An 18,395-nucleotide genomic window follows, 5' to 3' on the forward strand; every position below is an offset into this window, starting at 1 on the left:
GGTCAGGACTCTGCCGCAGTACGTGGCACCTCCCACCGCTGCCGTGCCGGCACCTGCCTGTGGGGGCCCGGGACGCGGGGCGATCTTCACGGCCGGGCATTCGGGCCCCGGTCGACGGGTCAGGAGGAACGAGTGGCACAGATCATCGCCGAGGTCTCCCGGACGTTCAACGAGTTCTTGCTCCTGCCGAACCGGACGCGGTCCGATTGCTCGGCCGCTACGGTCGACCTGCGCACGCCCCTGGTACGGCACGTCGTGGGCGAGCGGCCGACGGTCGAACTCGGCTCCCCGTTCACCTCCGCGATCATGCAGGCCGTCGGCACACCGGACCTCGCGATCTCACTCGCCCGCAACGGCGGTGTGGGCTTCCTGCACCACAACCAGACGGTCCAGGAGCAGGTCGCGGCCGTCCGCCAGGTGAAGGACCACAAGGCCCGGCCGGAGCGCACGGACGACCGGCGCTTCCCGAACCAGGCCGTGGACGCCGCCGAACGCCTGCGCGTGGGCGCGGGCGTCAACACGCACGACTACCAGGAGCGCGTCCCCGCCCTGCTGGAGGCGGGCGCGGACGTCCTGTGCTTCGACTCGTCCGACGGCTACAGCGACTGGCAGGCAAAGGCGCTGACCTGGGTGAAGAAGCACTACCCGGAGATCCCGGTCGGAGGGGGCAACGTGGTCGACGGCGAGGCGTTCACCTTCCTCGCCGAAGCGGGTGCGGACTTCGTCAAGGTCGGCGTCGGCGGCGGCTCGATCTGCATCACCCGCGACCAGAAGGGCATCGGCCGCGGCCAGGCCAGCGCGGTGATGGACGTCGCCGCGACCCGGGACGCCTTCCGCGACCGCACCGGCGAGTACGTGCCGATCTGCTCCGACGGCGGGCTCGTGCACGACTACCACGTGGCTCTGGCACTGGCGATGGGAGCCGACTTCGTCATGATGGGGCGTTACTTCGCGCGCGTCGACCAGGCGGCCGGCGCGAAGGTCCCCACCCGGGACGGGTTCGTGAAGGAGTACTGGGGCGAGGGGTCGAACCGTGCCCGCAACTGGCAGCGCTACGGCCAGGGCGGCCAGGGGCTGATCTTCGAGGAAGGCGTCGACGGCTACGTTCCCTACGCGGGCGACCTCGACGAGGGACTCGCCCTGACCATCGCCAAGATCAAGACCACGATGGTGTCCTGCGGCTCCGCCACTCTTCCGGAGTTCCGGTCCACGGCCCGGCTGACCCTGGTCTCCGATCAGAGCTTCCAGGAGAGCCACGCCAACGTCACCCTGCGGGTCTCTCAGGGGACCGTCGCCTGAGAGACCGCCGGGCGCGACGGGCGCCACTTCGCACGCACCTGGCTCCGTCCCCCGGCTCGACCGCCCTCCGCGGATCGTCTCAGCCGGCCCCCGTCAGGACGAGGCCCGCCGTACCAGCGTGGTCGGGGTGATCACCGAGTCGGGCGCCCCGGTTCCCTTGCGGTCCCGGTCCAGGCCGCGCAGCAGCAGCCTGGCCATGAGCCGCCCCTGGCCCTCGACGTCCTGCCGTACGGTGGTCAGCGGCGGTACGGTCTTCTCGGCCACCGACTCCATGTCGTCGAACCCGACCACGGCCACCTGGCCGGGCACCGCGATGCCGCGCTCGCCCAGGACCTGCAAGGCGCCCGACGCCATCAGGTCGTTGGCGGCGAACACCGCGTCCAGGTCGGGCCGCCGCTCCAGCAGCTCCTCCATCGCCAGTGCCCCGGACTCCACGGTGAACCCGCCCTCCGCGACGAGGGTCGGGTCCACGTCGAGCTGGATGTCGCGGTAGCCGTCGAACCGGTCCAGTGCCGAGGTCTGGTCGGGCGGCCCGCCGATGTACGCGATCCGCTGCCGCCCCAGATCCCGCAGGTGCTGTACGGCGGCCCGCGCCCCGCCCCGGTTGTCCGCGTCCACGTAACTGGCGGTGCGCTCGCCGGGAGGCGTGGTCCAGCTCGGCCGCCCGCCGTAGACGGTCGGCAGCCCGGCGCGCCGGGTGATCGCGGGCAGCGGGTCGTCGGTGTGCAGGGAGAAGGCGAGGGCTCCGTCGACGTGGCCGCCGGAGAGGTACCGCTCGATCCGGCCGAAGTCCCCCGGCCCTTCCACGATCAGCAGCACCAGCTGGGCGTCGTTCTCGGCCAGTTCCTTGCTGATGCCCCGGAGCTGCCGGGAGAAGAACGGGTCGGAGAAGATGCGTATCTCCGGCTCGGCGATCACCACGGCCACCGCCCCGGTACGCCGGGTGACGAGGGTACGGGCCGCGTGGTTCGGGATGTACTGGAGCTCCTCGACCGCCTGGCGCACCCGGTCCACGAGAGGTTTGCGCACACCGTCGCCCCCGTTGACGACCCGGGACGCGGTGGCCCGGGAGACACCCGCACGCGCCGCGACGGCTTCCAGGGTGGGCCGGGAACCTGGGGACTGCTCGGGCAAGGCGGTCGCTCCTCAACGCTGGTCGGCGGCGCGGGAGGTGGGGCCACCGGGTCACTCCCACCCTAACGCCGGGGCCGCCCGGAAGTGGTGCCGCCGGCAGCCCTGGTTGAGAGCGCTCCCAAACTCGTCCCGTTTCCTTCGACACATCCCTTGACCCTCATTGGTCCAGCCCAATAGCGTCACGTTCGCCTCAGGGCAACACCCCCACCCCGTCATGGTTCTGACGGCCCATCACCCCCTTTTGGGAGGGTCAGTGGTCTCTCGACGTTCCTTCCTCACCGCAGCCGGCGCGACCGCCGCCGCCGCTACGGTCCTCTCCCCGCTGTCGCCGTTCACCTCCAAGGCTTCGGCCGCGAGCGCACCGCTCCCGATCTCGCTCCAGAACAACTCCGGGAACAACACCGTCTACGCGTACATCTCCGGCACGGACAGCAGCGGCTGGCCGGTGTTCGTCTCCGCGAACGGCGCCCTGAACCGGCTGCCGAACCCCTCGTCGGCGGTGACCCCGATCGCCGACTACTCGATCCCCCTGGGTGCCTCCGGCTCGGCGGCGACCAAGGTGAACCTGGCCGGCTTCATCATCGGCGGCCGGGTCTGGTTCTCGGTCGGCCAGAAGCTCAAGTTCTTCGTCAACCCTGGCACCGTGCCCGGGGTGGTCCAGCCGGCCCTGACCAGCGCCGACCCCAACTGGTCGACGAACTGGACGTTCTGCGAGTTCACCTTCAACAGCGCCAACCTGTACGCCAACATCTCCTACGTCGACATGGTCGGCCTGCCGGTCTCCATGTCCAGCACCGGAAGCTCCGGCACCCAGACGGTCAGCCCGCTGCCCAGCGGCGCACTCGCCTCCATCGCCTCCGGGCTGCAGTCCCAGCACGCCGCCGACGGTGCGCCCTGGGACAAGCTGGTGATCAACGACTCCTCCGGCGGGGTACTGCGCGTACTCGCTCCCTCGCACTCCCCGGTCGACTTCGGCAACTACTGGGACGACTATCTGAACCGGGTGTGGAGCCACTACTCCACCACCCCCCTGACCGTGAACGGCCAGGGCAGCATCGGTTCGTACACCGGCACCGTCTCCGGTGGCGCCATCGTCTTCTCCGGCCTGAACACCAACGGCGTCCCGTTCACCAAGCCCAGCGCCGTCGACATCTTCGGCTGCGCCTCCGGTCCGCTCTACAACTCCGGCGGCGACGCGCGGGGCGCCATCGCGGCCCGGCTCTCCGCCGCGCTCAACCGAAGCAGCCTTCTGGTCTCCGGCGGCAACAACAACCCCGACGGCGTGTCCGCGTCCCAGTACTACACGGACCCCATCACCAACCACTACGCCCGGCTCGTCCACAAGTACGCCAGCATCGGCTACGCCTTCCCGTACGACGACGTCGGCCCCACCAACTCCGCGCCCGTCGACGGCCACATCCAGGACGGCAACCCCACGTCCTGGACCATCTCGCTGGGCGCGGGCACGGGTTCGGGTTCGAACCCGGGCGGCGGCACGGGCACCGGTACGGGCACCAGCGCCTACAACACCATCCAGGCGGAGTCCTACTCGGCCCAGAGCGGCACCAGCACGGAGACCACCACCGACACCGGCGGCGGCCAGAACGTCGGCTACATCGCCAACGGGGACTGGCTCAAGTTCTCGTCGGTGGACTTCGGTTCGACCTCGCCGGCCCAGTTCAAGGCCCGGATCGCCTCGGGTGCCGACGCGGGCGTGAGCGGCGCGATCAAGGTACGGCTGGACAGCACCAGCGGCACGCAGATCGCCGAGATCGACTTCGCCAACAACGGTGGCTGGCAGGCCTGGCAGACCGTGCCCGCCAACGTCGTCGCCTCCGCGACCGGAGTCCACGACGTCTACCTGGTCTTCTCCGGCAGCAGCTCCGACTTCGTCAACCTCAACTGGTTCACCTTCACCCACTGAACCGGCCACCGCGCCGGTGGGCCCGGTGCCCCGGACCGTCATCGACGGCCGGGGCGCCGGGCCACGCGTGTCACTCCTCCGTGACGAGTTCGAGGGCGCCGCGGGCCTCGCCCTCCGGCAGGTCGGGCGCGGGCCACTCCTGGTCGGGCACGTCGCCCACGGCCCGCCACCACGGCTCGGTCGGCAGTTCCCCGGACGGCTCGAAGGGCTGTCCCGGAATGGGGAAGGCGCCCGGCTGGCCGACCGCCGCGGCCGCTTCCCTGGTCCACTCACCCGGCTCGGCCCACGCGTGCGGGGCCAGGTTGAAGGTGCCCCAGTGGATCGGCATCAGGACACCGTGGGGGCGGCCGCCCTGGAGATCCAGATGCGCGCGGATCCCCTCGGCGGGCGTCATGTGAATGTCGGGCCAGAACTCGGCGTAAGCACCGATCTGGATCATCGTGACGTCGAACGGGCCGTGCTCGGCCCCGATCTCGCGGAACCCGGAGAAGTAGCCGGTGTCGCCGCTGTGGTAGATCCGGTGCTCGGCCCCCTCGACTGCCCAGGAGGCCCAGAGGGTGTGCTGCCCGCTGCGTACGCCGCGTCCGCAGAAGTGCCGCGCGGGGGTCGCCGTGAGCCGGACACCCGCCACCTCGGTGCTCTCGTTCCAGTCCAGCTCACGCAGGTGCGAGGGCGACACGCCCCAGTGCTCCAGATGGGCGCCGACGCCGAGCGGCACGGCGAAGACGGTGTCCGTCCGGGCGAGGGCGCGGATCGTGGGCAGGTCCAGGTGGTCGTAGTGGTCGTGGGAGATGACGACCACGTCCACCGGCCCGAGCGCTTCGAGCGACAGCGGCACCGGATGGAGCCGCTTGGGCCCCGCGAACGGGAACGGGGAGCAGCGCTCGCCCCATACGGGGTCGAAGAGCACGCGGGTGCCGTCGATCTCGGCGAGGACGCTGGAGTGGCCCATCCAGGTCACCCGGAGGCCCGAGGCCGGGGGGCGGGCCAGGTCGGCGTAGGTCGTGGCGTACACCGGAATGTTTCCCTGCGGCGCCCTGCGTGCCCGTTGTTCCCTGTTGAAGTAGATCTTCGCGAGCTCCACCGAGGAGCCCGAAGGCAGGGTGCGGGCTTCGACCGGGTTCTGGAACGCTCCGTCGGCGAAGTGGGGCGAGCGGCGGATGCGCTCCATCCGGGCCCCCGAGGGGTCGGCCCCGAAGGCGTCGGCACGCATCGAGCGCAGGCGGGTACGGAGGGGGGTCAGAAAGTCGGCGCCGGTCACAGCATCTCCTGGGGGAGTCGGTCTCTTCTTATTATGTGCGGGACGTATGCCCGCGCGAGGGTCGGGCACCGCGCCCCGGACCCGCCCGGCTCCCCACTCGTATCGCGTCAGGCACCCGGCTGCCCGTACACGTGCTCGATGTGCAGGGTGAGGACGACCCTGCGGTCCCGCACCATCGCCTGCCGGTAGTCGTCCCAGTCCGGGTGCTCGCCGAGAACGTCCCGGTAGAGGGTGATCAGCGCTTCGACGGTGGCGTCCTGGGGATCGGCGGCGGGAGGGGTCAGCTCGGCCGTCCCGTCCACGGCGGTCCACGCGCCCCGGTTCTCGCTCGTCACGTGGAAGCTGGCCCGGGGATCGCGGCGCAGATTCCGCGTCTTCGCCCGGTCCTCCGTCACTGAGACCCGGATCGTCCGGGCCTCCGCGTCGTAGGCGTAATTCACATTGGACAGCTGGGGGCGGCCATTCTTCCTCAGCGTCACCAGAACCCCGTCGTGCGAGGCACCGACGAGTCGCAGAAGGTCTTCCTGTGTGCGGTCGAGAGACGTCATGCCCCCTCCAACGTGCCCGCCCCCCGCAAGATTCCGCCGCTGGGCCGGCGGCACGATCCGGCTGCCGGCGGTGGCGCGTGACCACCCTCCGTCACGTCTGGCGCACGGGGGCGTACTGCTCACCCCCGAGCCCGAAGGTCCAGGCGACCCCGTCCTTCGCCGTACGGGTCGCGGGCGGCACCCGCAGCCAGTAGGTGCGGCTGGTGCCGTCGGGTTCGGGGGTGGAGTTGACGACCTCGACCATCACGACGTCCTCGTCCCCGGGGAGCGGGATGCGCCAGAGAACGCCCGTCTCGTCCCGGTGGACCGGCTCCGCCCCGGACTCCTCCAGGTAGCGGTCGTAGCCGAAGTGCTCCAGCATCACGCGCCGCAGCTCGGCGTTGGCCTCCTCGCGTATCCGCTCGGGGGTGAGGGCCGAGAGCTCCTCCAGGAAGGCTGCCGGCACCGGCATGCCGCGCCAGGCGTGGAGGGCGAAGCCGTCCGGGTAGGCGAGCGCCGGGCCGTCCCCGCGGTCGAGGCGGCCCGCCTCGTCGCGATGGAGCGCCTCGGGGCGTTCGGCGACGACGACCGCGTTCTCGTAGGGCCACCACCACCCGGCGTTGCGCGCCACCTCGGCCAGGCCCGCCAGGCGCTCGCTGTCCTCGAAGGCGGCGAGCCATGCCGCGTCGTGCTGCCCCAGCACCGCGTCCAGCAGCACCAGCCGCACCGCCGTCTCGTCCTCGGGACTGGCGGCGAGCTCGGCCACCACGCCCGCACGGATGCGCCCGGCGAGAGCGGAGGTGGTCTCCCACAGCTGCGCGCCGGTGGCCGACCAGAGCGCGGCCCAGCCCATCGACCCCAACTCGTCGTATTTCCTGCGGCGTTCATGACCCCACGGCCGGGTGCGCACCTCCTCGCGCACCGACTTCCCGGCGTCGGCGAGCTTCTCCACCGCCTCCACCGCGGCCCTGGGCGAGTCCACCCAGACGATCCGGCCCGGCTCCGCCAGGCCCGCCGTGCGGTAGGCCAGGCGAATGCCCTCCTCGGCCGCCACCCGGTCGGCCCTTCCGGTGGCCGAGGCCACCGCCCGCCACGAGGTCACGTCCCGTGTCATCATTCCCGTCCCTGTCATCTCTGGTCACCCATTCCTGCTCTTGCTCTTGTTCCGGCTCTTGTTCCTGCTCCGGTGCGTCTGTCGGCGCTTCTTTCCGTCCGCGCCGACGCCGGTGACCGTCCGTCAGTCCGCCACGACACGGAACGCGCCGGGGACGTACTCCCGCTGCCGCACCACGCGGAACCACCCCTTGGGCAGCGCGATCGGGGCGTGTTCCTCGTGCACCACCCGCCCTCCGTCGGGGAGGTGGAGCAGCATCGGTCCGAACGTCCCCGACTCGCGTATCAGCCGGCCGGGCCCCTGTACGGCGTGCGCGTGTCCGGTGACCTCGCCCAACGCCAGCACCAACCGGCCCCGTCCGTCACGCAGTTCGCCCGACGCCTCCAGGAACGGTGCGGGCACCTCGGACTCCTCGACCGCCATGATCAGCACATCGCCCTGCCGGTACACAGACGTCTCCCCTCCGGTACGGCGCCCCGTGCGCCGAACCTGTGGAGAACGCTAGGAGACGGGTCTGACATCGGGGGCCCGCGAGCCCTCGGTCTCGTGTCCATCACCTTCGTGACCAGCGGCTTCACGCGGATCGACTCGTGACGCCCCGCGGGTGCACCGGCATGGACGTCAGCTGCCGGAGGCGGCGACACCCGTCCCGGATGAGGTGCTGTCAGTGGCACTTGATAGACCTTGCGGCGGCAGACAGACGTCCCCAGCACACCGGAGCTTCGGGTCATGACCATTGCGAACCACCTGAGCGAGCTGCACGGCCTTCCCGCCGTCGACTTCGAACCCCCTGCCGAGGGGCGCTCGCTCCCCGAGGCCGGAGCCGTGGCGTGGCGGCTCCGGGTCGACCCGTACGACGACGACTCGGAAACCTCGTGGGAGGAGCTCTTCGAGCTGTTCCTGAAGACGGTCGATCCGTCCGGGGTGCGGGCTCTGATCATCGGTCAGTGGGGCGAGGCGTACGACTGCGACTCCGCGCACCCCATAGGCCTGGTGACCGCTGCCGCGAGCCGGTTTTCCTCCCTCGAATCCGTGTTCGTCGGCGATCTGGTCCTGGAGGAGGCGGAGATCTCCTGGATCGAGCAGTCGGACGTGACGGCAATGCTCAGCGCCTTCCCCCGGCTCGTGGAGCTGGGTGTGCGGGGCGGCACCGGTCTGGTGTTCCCGCCGGTGCGGCACGAAGCGCTGCGGTCGCTCACGATCGAGGCGGGCGGCCTGCCGGTCCAGGTGGTGCGCGGCGTGCTGGACAGCGAACTCCCGGCGCTGGAGAAGCTCGACCTCTGGCTCGGTGTCTCGGCGTACGGCGGTGACACGGAGCTCACGGACCTGGCGCCCCTGCTCTCCGGCACCCGCTTCCTGGCCCTGCACCACCTCGGCCTGCGCAACAGCGAGATCCAGGAGGAGATCGCCGAGGCGGTCGCCTCCGCTCCGGTGGTCGCGCGCCTGCGCACCCTGGACCTGTCGAACGGCGTCCTCGGCGACGACGGTGCCGCGGCGCTGCTCGAAGGCCAGCCGCTCACCCATCTCGACACCCTCGACCTCCACCACCACTTCCTCAGCGAGGCGATGGAGCAGCGGCTCACCGCCGCGCTGGAACCGCACGGCGTCCGGCTCGACCTCTCCGACCGCAACAAGCCCTGGAACGACGGCGGTCGCGAGAACCGGTACACGGCGGTGGCGGAATGAACCTCGCGACGGACATCGAGCACCCGGAGACCTTCCACGGGCTGCCCGTCCACGTGCTGCCGACTCCCGGCGAGTCGACGCCCGGGGGCGCGGACGGGAGGGACGCCGGACCGGCCGTGTCCCTCCCGGCGGCGGACGCGGTCGCCTGGCGGCTCGACAGCGCCTGGCAGGACGACCTCGACTTCCCCGTCCTGTGGCGGCACTTCCTGGACACCGTGGACGCCTCGAAGGTCCGGGCGCTGCTGATCGGCCCCTGGTGGGAGGACGAGTACACCCCGCTCACCCAGGTGGTCGACCTCCTGGCGGCCGACGCCGCCCGTCTCCCTTCCCTGCGCGGGCTGTTCCTCGCCGACGTGGAGAGCGAGGAGTGCGAGGTGTCGTGGCTGCAACTGTGCGACATCACCCCGGTGCTGGAGGCCTATCCGCTCCTGGAAGAACTCGTCGTCCGGGGTGGCGAGACGACGGGGCAGACCGAGGACGGGGAGACCCTCCGGCTGCGGCCCCTGCGGCACACCTCCCTGAAGTCCCTCCGCTTCGAGTCGGGCGGGCTGCCGGGACACGTCGTACGGGCGGTCGGCGCTTGCGAACTGCCCTCGTTGCGGAGCCTGGAGCTGTGGCTCGGCTCCGACTGGTACGGCGGGGACGCCACGGTCGAGGACCTGGCTCCGCTGCTGTCCGGCGGGGGGCTGCCGGCCCTGCGCCATCTCGGGCTGCAGAACAGTGTCGTCCAGGACGAGATCGCCGCTGCCCTGGCGTCGGCGCCCGTCGTCGCCCAGCTGGATTCACTGTCGCTGGCCATGGGCACGCTGAGCGACGCCGGCGGGGAGGCACTGCTGGCCGGGCAGGCCCTGTCGCATCTGTCGCGTCTCGACCTGCGCCACCACTACCTGGGCGAGGAGATGCTCCGACGCATCGTGTCGGCCTGTGCGCCCGCCGTGGTGGACGCGGATCCGGGTGACGCGTCCGACTTCGATCCGGACGAGGACGATGAGCGGTATGTCGCGGTCAGTGAGTAGCCCGGGGCGGGGACAGAGCCAGGGACCGCGTTTCACCGTCGTCGGCAACCCGCTCAACCGCCGGGTCGTCTTCTTCCGGGAGGCGGTTCTCGCCGCCGGTCTGCCGGAGGCACGGGTCGTGCCGTGGCTGGACGTCCTGCACGGCCGGGCGCGTTTCCTGCCCGGCGAGTCGGTGCGTCTGGACTCGCCGGGCGAGGAGTCGGAGGTCGAGCGGCTGCTGCGCGGGGTCGGCGACCCGACCCGTGTGGAGGGTTCGGCCCGCTGGTACACGAACTTCCTCGCGGCCGTCCGTACGGTGGCCGCCGAGGTTGCGTCCGCGGGTGGCGAACTGCTGGTCTCTCCGGATGAGTTGGCCCAGGTGTTCGACAAGCGGCTGTGCCACGCGGTGCTCGACGAGGCAGGCGTGGCCGTACCCGCCTCGCCGACCTCGGGAGCCTCCGCGGCTCCCGTCCGGGGCTGGGACCACGTACGGGAGCTGATGCGGGACCACCGCATGCCCAGGGCGTTCGTGAAGTTGGCGCACGGCTCCTCGGCCTCCGGGGTGCTGGCCGTGGAGACGGCAGGCCCGGGGCGGGTCCAGGCCACCACCTCGGTGGAACGCGACGAGGAGGGACGGCTGTTCAACTCCCTGCGGGTGCGGCGGTACACCACCGAGCGGGAGGTCGCGGCCCTCGTGGACGCCCTCGCGCCGGACGGGTTGCACGTCGAACGCTGGCTCCCCAAGGCCTCGCAGCAGGGCCGGTCCGCAGATCTGCGGGTCGTGGTGGTCGCGGGCCGGGCGACCCACGCCGTCGTGCGGACCAGCCGCTCCCCCATGACCAATCTCCATCTCGGCGGAGCCCGCGGCGATCTGGACCGGGTCCGTGAGGCGGTGTCCTCGGCAGGCGGGAGCTGGTCCGAGGCACTGGCCCTCTGCGAACGCGCCGCCGCCTGCTTCCCCCGGAGCACGTGCGTGGGGGTCGATCTGCTGCCCGCGACCGGCTGGCGGCGGTTCGCCGTGGGCGAGGTCAACGCGTTCGGTGATCTGCTGCCCGGCCTGACCGGTCTGCCGGGCAGCGGCGCGGAGGGCCAGGACACCTACGCCGCGCAGGTCGCCGCCGTCGTGCGGGCCCACGCCGACGCCCCCACGGGCAACGACAACGCATCCGACGAACGAGCAAGGAACGACCGTGCCACCGCAGCCCCCTGACCCCACGCCCCTCACACCCGGCCTGGCCTCCACCGATCGCACCGCCGCGGCGCACCCGGTCGCCACCACCACTGCCGCCGCCACCGCAGCGCCCACCGGCTCGGCACCCGTCGGTACCGTCCCCTTCGACACCGCCCGGGACGGCGGCACACCCGACATGAACGCCGTCGTCGGCAGTCACGATCTGCTGCTCGTCACGCTCGACACCCTCCGTCACGACGTCGCCGTCGAGCTCGCGGCGGCGGGCCGCCTGCCGAATCTCGCCCGGCATCTTCCCGGCGGCACCTGGGAGGAGCGGCACGCTCCCGGCAGCTTCACCTACGCCTCCCACCAGGCGATCTTCGCCGGATTCCTGCCCACCCCCGCCTCGCCCGGCCCCCACCCGCGGCTCTTCGCGGCGCGCTTCGCCGGCAGTGAGACGACGGCCGGCCGCACCTTCGTGTACGACTCCCCCGACCTGCCGCGCGGACTGGAAGAGGTCGGCTACCGCACCGTGTGCGTCGGTGGCGTCGGCTTCTTCAACCGGCAGCCGCCCCTGGGTTCGGTGCTGCCCGGCCTCTTCGCGGAGAGCCACTGGGAGCCGGAGTTCGGCGTGGCCTCGCCGACCTCATTCGAGGCGCAGGTAGCCCGTGCCGAGGAGGTCGTGGCGGCGCTCCCGGCCGATCAGCGGCTCTTCCTCTTCGTCAACGTCTCGGCGCTCCATCAGCCGAACTGGTTCCATCTGCCCGGCGCCACCGCCGAGGCCGGTGACTCGCGCGCGACCCACGCGGCGGCGCTGGAGTACGTGGACCGGCACATCGGCAGGCTCTTCGCGGCGGCGAGCAGTCGGCGCCGCTGCTTCGCCATCGTCTGTTCCGACCACGGCACCGCCTACGGCGACGACGGGTACACCGGTCACCGGCTCGGCCACGAGGCCGTCTGGACGGTTCCGTACGCCCACTTCTTCCTCGAACCGGGGGCCTGACCCGACCATGACCACCACTGTCCCCACCGCCCCGGCCGCAACACCCGCCGCCACTCCCGCCCCGGCCGGAGCGCCCGCCACCGGCGCGACCGAGCGGCCGTACCAGAGCTATGTCTACGCCTACCCCCACAAGACGGCCTACGAAGAGCTCGGCGACCGCCCCGCGCTGCGCGAGCTGTGGGCCGGGGAGTGCAAGGACGCTCTCCAGCTCTACGCCCACATACCGTTCTGCGAGGTCCGCTGCGGCTTCTGCAACCTCTTCACCCGGATCGGCGCCCCCGACGAGCTGACCACCCGCTACCTCGACGCGCTCGACCGGCAGGCGACCGCCGTACGGGACGCGCTGGGCGACGACGGACCGGTACGGTTCGCCGCCGCCGCGTTCGGAGGCGGTACGCCCACCTTCCTGACCGCCGGCGAGCTGGATCGGCTCTGCGACATCGCGGAGAAGAGGATGGGCGCCGATCTGCGCGCGGTGCCGCTGTCCGTGGAGACCTCCCCGTCCACGGCGACCGCCGAGCGGCTCGCCGTGCTCGCCGACCGGGGCACCACCCGTATCAGCATCGGTGTGCAGAGCTTCATCGACGGCGAGGCCAGGGCGGCGGTCCGCCCGCAGCGCCGGGCCGACGTCGAAGCGGCGCTCGGCCGCATCCGCGAGACCCGGATACCGGTCCTCAACATCGACCTGATCTACGGCATCGACGGGCAGACCGCACGGTCGTGGCTCGCCTCGCTGGATGCCGCCCTGGTCTGGCGCCCCGAGGAGCTGTACCTCTACCCGCTGTACGTGCGCCCCCTGACCGGCCTCGGCCGCCTCGCCGAAGGCAGCGGCCCCGAGGCCCGGGCGGCGGCGGACACCGCCTGGGACGCCCAGCGGCTCCACCTCTACCGCACCGGCCGCGACCACCTCCTGGCCCACGGGTACGAACAGGTCTCGATGCGGATGTTCCGCCGCGCCGACGCGCCCCAGGAGGGCCCCGACGACTACGCCTGCCAGACGGACGGCATGGTCGGCCTGGGCTGCGGCGCCCGCTCCTACACCTCGTCGCTGCACTACTCCTTCGACTACGCCGTCAAGATGGGGCAGATCCGCAACATCATCGACCGCTTCACCACCACCGGGGACTTCACCCGGGCGGAGCACGGCCGCCGCGTCGACGGCGACGAGCCCCGACGCCGCCATCTCCTGCAGTCGCTGCTCCAGGCCGCCGGGCTGCCGCGCGCCGAGTACCGGCAGCGGTTCGGCAGCGACCCCGTGGACGACTTCCCCGTGGAGCTGGCCCGCTTCGCGGAGCTCGGCTGGCTGGACAGCGGCAACAGCAGCAGCAACAGCGGCCATGACCTCCTGCGGCTGTCCCCGGAAGGACTCGCCCACTCCGACGCGCTCGGCCCCGCACTCTTCTCCCCCGCCGTGCGCGCCGCGATGGCCGCGTACGAGGCGAGGTGAGCGGCGCGTGGACCTGACGATCCTCTACCGCGGCCCGCTCGCCTCCTGCGACTACGACTGCCCGTACTGCCCGTTCGCCAAGAGGCGGGACAGCCGGGAACAGCTCACGGCGGACCGGGAGGCGCTCGAACGCTTCACGGCGTGGGTCGCCGCACAGACCGGGGACCGTCTCTCGGTGCTCTTCACCCCGTGGGGCGAGGGGCTGGTGCGGTCCTGGTACCGGCGGGCGCTGGTCGAGCTGTCCCACCTGCCGCAGGTGGCTCGGGTCGCGATCCAGACGAACCTCAGCGGCAGGACGGACTGGCTGTCCGGGGCGGACCCGGACCGGCTGGCGCTCTGGTGCACGTACCACCCCGGCCAGACCCCGTACGACCGGTTCCTCGGCAAGTGCCGGGAGCTGACCGCGGCGGGGGTGCGGTACAGCGTGGGCGTCGTCGGTTTCGAGGAGCACCTCCCCGAGGCGCGGAGGCTGCGGGCGGACCTGCCGGAGCGGGTGTACCTGTGGGTGAACGCCGCCGAGGGGCGTACGTACACGGACGCGGAGGCGGAGCGCTGGACGGCGCTCGACCCGCTGTTCCCGTACAGCCGCCATCCGCACCGCTCGGCGGGGCTGCCGTGCCGGACCGGGGAGTCGGTGATCTCGGTGGACGGGGACGGCACCGTGCGCCGGTGTCATTTCGTCAAGGAGGAGCTGGGCGGTCTCTACGACGGGAGCTACCGCCGGGCGCTCGCCCCGAGGGCCTGCCCGCTGGCGGTCTGCGACTGCCACATCGGGTACGTGCACCTGGAGTCGCTGCCGTTGTACGACGTGTTCGCCGGGGGTGTCCTGGAGCGGATTCCGGCGGCGCCGGCCGGGCCCGCCGCGGCGGGCCCGTCACGTCTCCGGCTTCCCCTGGTGTAGCGCCCCGCTCAGAGCGGCAGCAGGTCCGGGCGCTTCGCGGCGACCTCGTCGCCGGAGGACTCGCCGCGCAGCCGGCGGCCGATCCAGGGCACGAGGTACTCGCGTGCCCAGTGGATGTCGTCGCGCCGCACCTCGAAGGTGTTCCGCTGGATCTGCGGGGGCCACGGCTGGTCGGGGTCGGCCGGGGTCTCCAGGCCGAGGACCTGCGCGGCGCGCAGTGCCACCCGGGTGTGCCCGCCGGAGGACAGGTGGAGCCGGTCGTCGTCCCAGGCACGGCGGTCCTGGATCGAGCGGAGGGACCAGAGGTCGAGCACCGGGCAGTGGTAGCGGTCCGCGATGGCCCGCAGGTGGACGTTGTAGGTGGCGATCTTGCCGCGCATGTGGCGCAGGACCGGCACGCCGCGGGTGTCGAATCCGGTGGTGACCATGACGGTACCGACGGCGTCGGTGAGGTCGGCGACCGCACGCTCGAAGCGCTCCGCCAGGTCGTCCGGGTCGGTGCCGGGCCGGATGATGTCATTGCCCCCGGCGCAGAAGCTCACCAGGTCCGGTGCGAGCTCCTTGGCGCGGGGGACCTGCTCCTCGACGATCTGGTCGAGGAGTCGTCCGCGTACCGCGAGATTGGCGTACCGGAATTCCCCGCGCGGGGAATCGGAGCTCGTCGCCTCGTCGAGGACGGGAAGCTGCTCCGCCAGGAGAACCGCGAAACGGTCCGCCCAGCCGACATAGGTCCCGTCGGGTCCGGGGTCTCCGACTCCTTCGGTGAAACTGTCGCCGATCGCCGCGTACGACCCGATGATGTCTGTCTTCTGGATTCTCGAATCGTCTGCCACGGCCACATATCTTGCCTCTTTCAATGTGACCTACGCGACCGTAAGAAGGGGTTGACGTGGGGTGAGATAGACCACCCGGTCAGGTTTTGGTAAAGCCGGAATAAGTAGAGGGGCGGCACGCTTGCGCGTACCGCCCCTCGAAGCCCTGACGGATCGTGACGACCGTCATCGGGAGTGGTCTCAGATGGAGACGCCGTGGAGACGCAGGTAGGCGATCGGGTCCACGTCCGAGCCGTAGCTCGGGGTGGTGCGGATCTCGAAGTGGAGGTGCGGGCCGGTGACGTTGCCGGTGGCACCCGAGAGACCGATCTGCTGGCCGCCGGTGACGGTCTGGCCGGCCGAGACCATCAGCTGCGACTGGTGCGCGTACTGGGAGTACATGCCGTCGGCGTGCTTGATGATGACCTCGTTGCCGTAGGCGCCGTCGTAGCCGGCGGAGACGACGGTGCCGGGGCCGACGGCGCGGACGACGGTGCCGGTGGCGGCGCTGAAGTCGGAGCCGGTGTGGTAACCGCTGGACCACATGGAGCCGGAGGCGTGGTACGGGGTGGTGACGGTCGCGTTGGCGATCGGGGTGGTCCAGCCGGTGCTGTTGCTGTCGGCGGCCTTGGTGGTGGTCGCGGCGGACTCGGTCTTGGTCGCCGGGGCGGCCTTCGTCTCGGTCTTGGCCGCGGTCTTCGCGGTCTCGGCCTTGGCGGAGGACGCGGTGGAGGCCGAGCCGGACGCCTGGGCGCCGAGCGTCAGCTTCATGCCCGGGAGGATCAGGCTCGGGTTGCCGCCGATGACCTCGCGGTTGTCCTGGTAGAGCTTCTCCCAGCCACCCTTGATCTTGTGCTGGGCGGCGATCTTCGCCAGGTAGTCGCCGGGGACGACCTTGTAGGCCTTGGCGGACTGGGCGGCGACGGGGGCCGACTGCTCGGCGGCGTGGGCACCCGTGGCTCCGAGGAGCGGCAGGGCGACGACGGCGCCGCCGGCTCCGACGGCGAGGATGCCGCGAGCGATCGGGCCGGACTTCTTACGACGGTGCTTACCCGGGATGGGCATGGGGAATTCCTCTCCGGCGCCTACGAGGTGAGCTGTCGGGTTCGGGCTGGAGATGCCCGGTCGCGCTGAACGCGACTTCACCCCGAGCCGGCCGGAACAACTCCGGTCGGCGGCTTACCTGGGTCCCCCGCTCCTGCCACGCATGAGTGAGTGCGAATTCCGGGCGGCGGCAGGATTAGGCGGTCCGTCCGGAGTGATGGCGAACGTAATCGAGCCGGGCCGGACGGAACAAGCCATCGCAAGCGGAACGGAATCCGCACGCCGATTTCGGCACTCTTTTCCGGTCACCCTCCGTGGATTACGGATCTTGGCATTCCGCACGACGGACGGAGAGTCCTCCGGCGCCCCGGCCACGCACGGTCACGGATATGATCCCGCTCACCAGATCACCCACCATCTCCCCTAAAAACGGGTGATGTTGCTGGAAATCCATACAATACGGACATGTCGCGCACATCACTGATGACGGTTCCTCAGCCTTCGAGGAGCCGCCGCCACCGCTTCGCCGCCGCGGAGCGATGTCGTAGGGTCGCGACGAGCCGACGTCGGCGAGCAGCGCCGGCGCGCAGAAGCACCGAGGAGCCGCTGTGACGCAGGTGCCGCAGTTCTCGCCGGCCGAACCCGAGCTGAGCGGGGTCCGTAACTTCAGGGACGTGGGCGGGCTGCCCACCACCGATGGTCGGCGGGTACGGCACGGGAGGCTCTTCCGCAGCGGTCACCTCGCCGCCGCGACCGCCGAGGACGCCGTCTTCCTCGGCCGGCTCGGCCTGCACACGGTCTTCGACTTCCGTAATTCGGCCGACCAGAAGCTGGACGGCTTCGACGTGGAGCTGCCGGGCGTCCGCAACGTCCGCATCCCGCTCTCCGACCCCGCCGACGGGGCCGGTTTCTGGCGTCTGGTGCGCGAGGGCGACATCGCGCAGCTGCGCTCACTGCTCGCGGACGGTAAGGGCACGGAACGGATGCTCGTCTCGTACCGCTCGATCATCACGGACCGCACGGCCGAACTCGGCCGGGTGCTGCACGCACTGGCGGAGGACAGCGTGCCGGCGCTGATGCACTGCGCGGCGGGCAAGGACCGGGCGGGCCTGACGATGGCGATGACGCTGCTCGCGGTCGGGGTGGAGCGCGACGCGATCGCGGCGGACTACCTCAAGTCCAACGACGCCCACCGCCGGTACCGCCTGCGGCGCGGCGACAGCGCGGACCCGGTGGTCTCCACCGAGGTGATGAGCCTGCTCAACCCGCTCTTCGGGGCGCACATCGACTATCTGGACGCCGCCTTCGCCACCATCGAGGAGAACTGGGGCACGACGGAGCGCTACTTCTCCGAGGGGCTGCGGCTCTCCGGCGAGACCCGGGAGCGGCTGCGCGAGCGGCTGCTGGACGAGGCGTAGGCCTCGCGGTCGGGTCGCGGGCGGCCGGTCAGCCGGACGATCCCGGCCCGGCCGCCCGGACCCACCCCTCATCGAGGTGAATCGTCCAGGCGTTCCCCACCGCCCGGTCGAGTTCGACCAGGACCGCGACGTCGGCCACGACCGCGGGCGCGTCGGACACCCGCGGTGGAGCGTCCGGGACACCGTGCCGCCGGTAGGTCGGCAACACGCCGTCGCAGTCGAAGGCATGCAGCGGCACGGAGTCACCGCCGAACCACGCGGCCCGGTTCTCCTCCGCCCACGCGGCTGCGGCGTCGACCCGGTCCAGGTGCGCCAGAAGGTGCACCGGAGCGGGCCCGTGGCTGAACTGCACGAGAAAGCCCGCGGCGTCGACCGCCCACCAGTCCCATGTGTGTCCGGGCCGGGGGTGCCGCAGGATCGTCTCCATGTGGGCCACTGTACGGAGGCCGGAGCCGGGGCTCCGGACGACTCCTCTACTGGTTGCCCCCGGCGACGGCGAACAGGATGTAGAGGAAGGCGGCGATGACGTGCCCGGCGACCAGGTAGGCGACGAGCCGGATGACCATCCCGCGCGGCATCTTCCGCTCCTGGGTGTCCCGGGTCGCGCCGGGCTGCCGAGGGGTGAGCGGGTCGTAGTGCTCCGAATCGGACATGACGGT

The 18,395-nt window shown here is 71.4% G+C and carries 18 protein-coding genes and 1 riboswitch; of the genes, 9 read left to right on the forward strand and 9 right to left on the reverse strand.

Translation table 11 applies throughout. The features are described 5' to 3' along the window. Positions 1–132: 132 nt before the first annotated feature. Entirely contained in the window at positions 133–1,299 is a 1,167-nt protein-coding gene (locus ACWCWD_RS23560) for an IMP dehydrogenase (protein ID WP_450775266.1), read from the forward strand. Between the two features lie 93 nt (positions 1,300–1,392). On the opposite strand, the gene ACWCWD_RS23565 is transcribed toward ACWCWD_RS23560, so the two are convergent. Beyond that, complete coding sequence (locus ACWCWD_RS23565; RefSeq protein ID WP_450775268.1) at positions 1,393–2,433, reverse strand: LacI family DNA-binding transcriptional regulator; 1,041 nt, start codon at positions 2,431–2,433, stop codon at positions 1,393–1,395. Positions 2,434–2,686: 253 nt separating this feature from the next. Here ACWCWD_RS23565 and ACWCWD_RS23570 point away from each other — a divergent pair, with 253 nt between their 5' ends. Next, positions 2,687–4,357: a beta-1,3-glucanase family protein gene (locus tag ACWCWD_RS23570; protein ID WP_450775270.1), complete on the forward strand. Its 1,671-nt coding sequence runs from the start codon at positions 2,687–2,689 to the stop codon at positions 4,355–4,357. 70 nt (positions 4,358–4,427) lie between these two features. On the opposite strand, the gene ACWCWD_RS23575 is transcribed toward ACWCWD_RS23570, so the two are convergent. From ACWCWD_RS23575 to ACWCWD_RS23590, 4 genes are all read right to left on the reverse strand, one after another. Beyond that, the gene (locus tag ACWCWD_RS23575; RefSeq protein WP_450775272.1) at positions 4,428–5,618 is read right to left on the reverse strand and encodes an MBL fold metallo-hydrolase; all 1,191 of its coding nucleotides are present in this window, start codon (positions 5,616–5,618) and stop codon (positions 4,428–4,430) included. Between the two features lie 107 nt (positions 5,619–5,725). Next, the gene (locus tag ACWCWD_RS23580; RefSeq protein ID WP_450775274.1) at positions 5,726–6,166 is read right to left on the reverse strand and encodes a PPOX class F420-dependent oxidoreductase; all 441 of its coding nucleotides are present in this window, start codon (positions 6,164–6,166) and stop codon (positions 5,726–5,728) included. A 91-nt stretch (positions 6,167–6,257) separates the two neighbouring features. Then, positions 6,258–7,262 (reverse strand): DUF6745 domain-containing protein, encoded by a 1,005-nt coding sequence (locus ACWCWD_RS23585; protein WP_450775276.1) that lies wholly within the window; start codon positions 7,260–7,262, stop codon positions 6,258–6,260. Positions 7,263–7,382: 120 nt separating this feature from the next. Next, positions 7,383–7,709 carry a hypothetical protein gene (locus ACWCWD_RS23590; protein ID WP_450775278.1) on the reverse strand — a complete coding sequence of 109 codons (327 nt, stop codon included), beginning with the start codon at positions 7,707–7,709 and terminating at the stop codon, positions 7,383–7,385. A gap of 279 nt (positions 7,710–7,988) precedes the next feature. Between ACWCWD_RS23590 and ACWCWD_RS23595 the strand changes: the two genes are divergently transcribed. The 6 genes from ACWCWD_RS23595 to ACWCWD_RS23620 all read left to right on the forward strand — a co-directional run bounded on the left by ACWCWD_RS23595 (position 7,989) and on the right by ACWCWD_RS23620 (position 14,462). After that, the gene (locus ACWCWD_RS23595) at positions 7,989–8,945 is read left to right on the forward strand and encodes an STM4015 family protein (protein WP_450775280.1); all 957 of its coding nucleotides are present in this window, start codon (positions 7,989–7,991) and stop codon (positions 8,943–8,945) included. After that, positions 8,942–9,961: an STM4015 family protein gene (locus ACWCWD_RS23600; RefSeq protein WP_450775282.1), complete on the forward strand. Its 1,020-nt coding sequence runs from the start codon at positions 8,942–8,944 to the stop codon at positions 9,959–9,961. Before ACWCWD_RS23595 ends, ACWCWD_RS23600 begins: the two co-directional genes overlap by 4 nt. Continuing rightward, positions 9,942–11,150 (forward strand): STM4014 family protein, encoded by a 1,209-nt coding sequence (locus ACWCWD_RS23605; RefSeq protein ID WP_450775284.1) that lies wholly within the window; start codon positions 9,942–9,944, stop codon positions 11,148–11,150. The genes ACWCWD_RS23600 and ACWCWD_RS23605 overlap by 20 nt, the downstream gene beginning before the upstream one ends. A gap of 157 nt (positions 11,151–11,307) precedes the next feature. Beyond that, entirely contained in the window at positions 11,308–12,114 is an 807-nt protein-coding gene (locus tag ACWCWD_RS23610) for an STM4013/SEN3800 family hydrolase (protein ID WP_450775498.1), read from the forward strand. 7 nt (positions 12,115–12,121) lie between these two features. Next, positions 12,122–13,561 (forward strand): STM4012 family radical SAM protein, encoded by a 1,440-nt coding sequence (locus ACWCWD_RS23615; RefSeq protein WP_450775286.1) that lies wholly within the window; start codon positions 12,122–12,124, stop codon positions 13,559–13,561. A gap of 7 nt (positions 13,562–13,568) precedes the next feature. After that, a complete protein-coding gene (locus ACWCWD_RS23620) occupies positions 13,569–14,462 on the forward strand; it encodes an STM4011 family radical SAM protein (protein ID WP_450775288.1) in 894 nt (297 codons plus the stop codon). Between the two features lie 8 nt (positions 14,463–14,470). On the opposite strand, the gene ACWCWD_RS23625 is transcribed toward ACWCWD_RS23620, so the two are convergent. Continuing rightward, positions 14,471–15,295: an SGNH/GDSL hydrolase family protein gene (locus tag ACWCWD_RS23625; RefSeq protein ID WP_450775290.1), complete on the reverse strand. Its 825-nt coding sequence runs from the start codon at positions 15,293–15,295 to the stop codon at positions 14,471–14,473. A gap of 180 nt (positions 15,296–15,475) precedes the next feature. Further along, on the reverse strand, positions 15,476–16,339 hold the full coding sequence (locus tag ACWCWD_RS23630) for a M23 family metallopeptidase (protein ID WP_450775292.1): 864 nt from the start codon (positions 16,337–16,339) through the stop codon (positions 15,476–15,478). Positions 16,340–16,341: 2 nt separating this feature from the next. Further along, a riboswitch (cyclic di-AMP (ydaO/yuaA leader) is annotated at positions 16,342–16,498 on the reverse strand. Between the two features lie 428 nt (positions 16,499–16,926). On the opposite strand from ACWCWD_RS23630, the gene ACWCWD_RS23635 reads away from it, so the two are divergent. Then, a complete protein-coding gene (locus ACWCWD_RS23635) occupies positions 16,927–17,736 on the forward strand; it encodes a tyrosine-protein phosphatase (protein ID WP_450775294.1) in 810 nt (269 codons plus the stop codon). Positions 17,737–17,764: 28 nt separating this feature from the next. On the opposite strand, the gene ACWCWD_RS23640 is transcribed toward ACWCWD_RS23635, so the two are convergent. Both ACWCWD_RS23640 and ACWCWD_RS23645 read right to left on the reverse strand, forming a co-directional pair. Further along, on the reverse strand, positions 17,765–18,163 hold the full coding sequence (locus ACWCWD_RS23640) for a hypothetical protein (protein WP_450775296.1): 399 nt from the start codon (positions 18,161–18,163) through the stop codon (positions 17,765–17,767). Positions 18,164–18,209: 46 nt separating this feature from the next. After that, positions 18,210–18,389 carry a DUF6126 family protein gene (locus ACWCWD_RS23645; RefSeq protein WP_450775298.1) on the reverse strand — a complete coding sequence of 60 codons (180 nt, stop codon included), beginning with the start codon at positions 18,387–18,389 and terminating at the stop codon, positions 18,210–18,212. Positions 18,390–18,395 lie beyond the last annotated feature (6 nt).

The organism is Streptomyces sp. NPDC001493, from assembly GCF_053597235.1.

Bases quoted from the DNA above. Each gene is read 5' to 3' on its own strand.
- ACWCWD_RS23580 (WP_450775274.1), bottom strand. From the start codon at position 6,166: ATGACGTCTCTCGACCGCACACAGGAAGACCTTCTGCGACTCGTCGGT.
- ACWCWD_RS23585 (WP_450775276.1), bottom strand. From the start codon at position 7,262: ATGATGACACGGGACGTGACCTCGTGGCGGGCGGTGGCCTCGGCCACC.
- ACWCWD_RS23595 (WP_450775280.1), top strand. From the start codon at position 7,989: ATGACCATTGCGAACCACCTGAGCGAGCTGCACGGCCTTCCCGCCGTC.
- ACWCWD_RS23600 (WP_450775282.1), top strand. From the start codon at position 8,942: ATGAACCTCGCGACGGACATCGAGCACCCGGAGACCTTCCACGGGCTG.
- ACWCWD_RS23605 (WP_450775284.1), top strand. From the start codon at position 9,942: ATGTCGCGGTCAGTGAGTAGCCCGGGGCGGGGACAGAGCCAGGGACCG.
- ACWCWD_RS23610 (WP_450775498.1), top strand. From the start codon at position 11,308: ATGAACGCCGTCGTCGGCAGTCACGATCTGCTGCTCGTCACGCTCGAC.
- ACWCWD_RS23615 (WP_450775286.1), top strand. From the start codon at position 12,122: ATGACCACCACTGTCCCCACCGCCCCGGCCGCAACACCCGCCGCCACT.
- ACWCWD_RS23630 (WP_450775292.1), bottom strand. From the start codon at position 16,339: ATGCCCATCCCGGGTAAGCACCGTCGTAAGAAGTCCGGCCCGATCGCT.
- ACWCWD_RS23640 (WP_450775296.1), bottom strand. From the start codon at position 18,163: ATGGAGACGATCCTGCGGCACCCCCGGCCCGGACACACATGGGACTGG.
- ACWCWD_RS23645 (WP_450775298.1), bottom strand. From the start codon at position 18,389: ATGTCCGATTCGGAGCACTACGACCCGCTCACCCCTCGGCAGCCCGGC.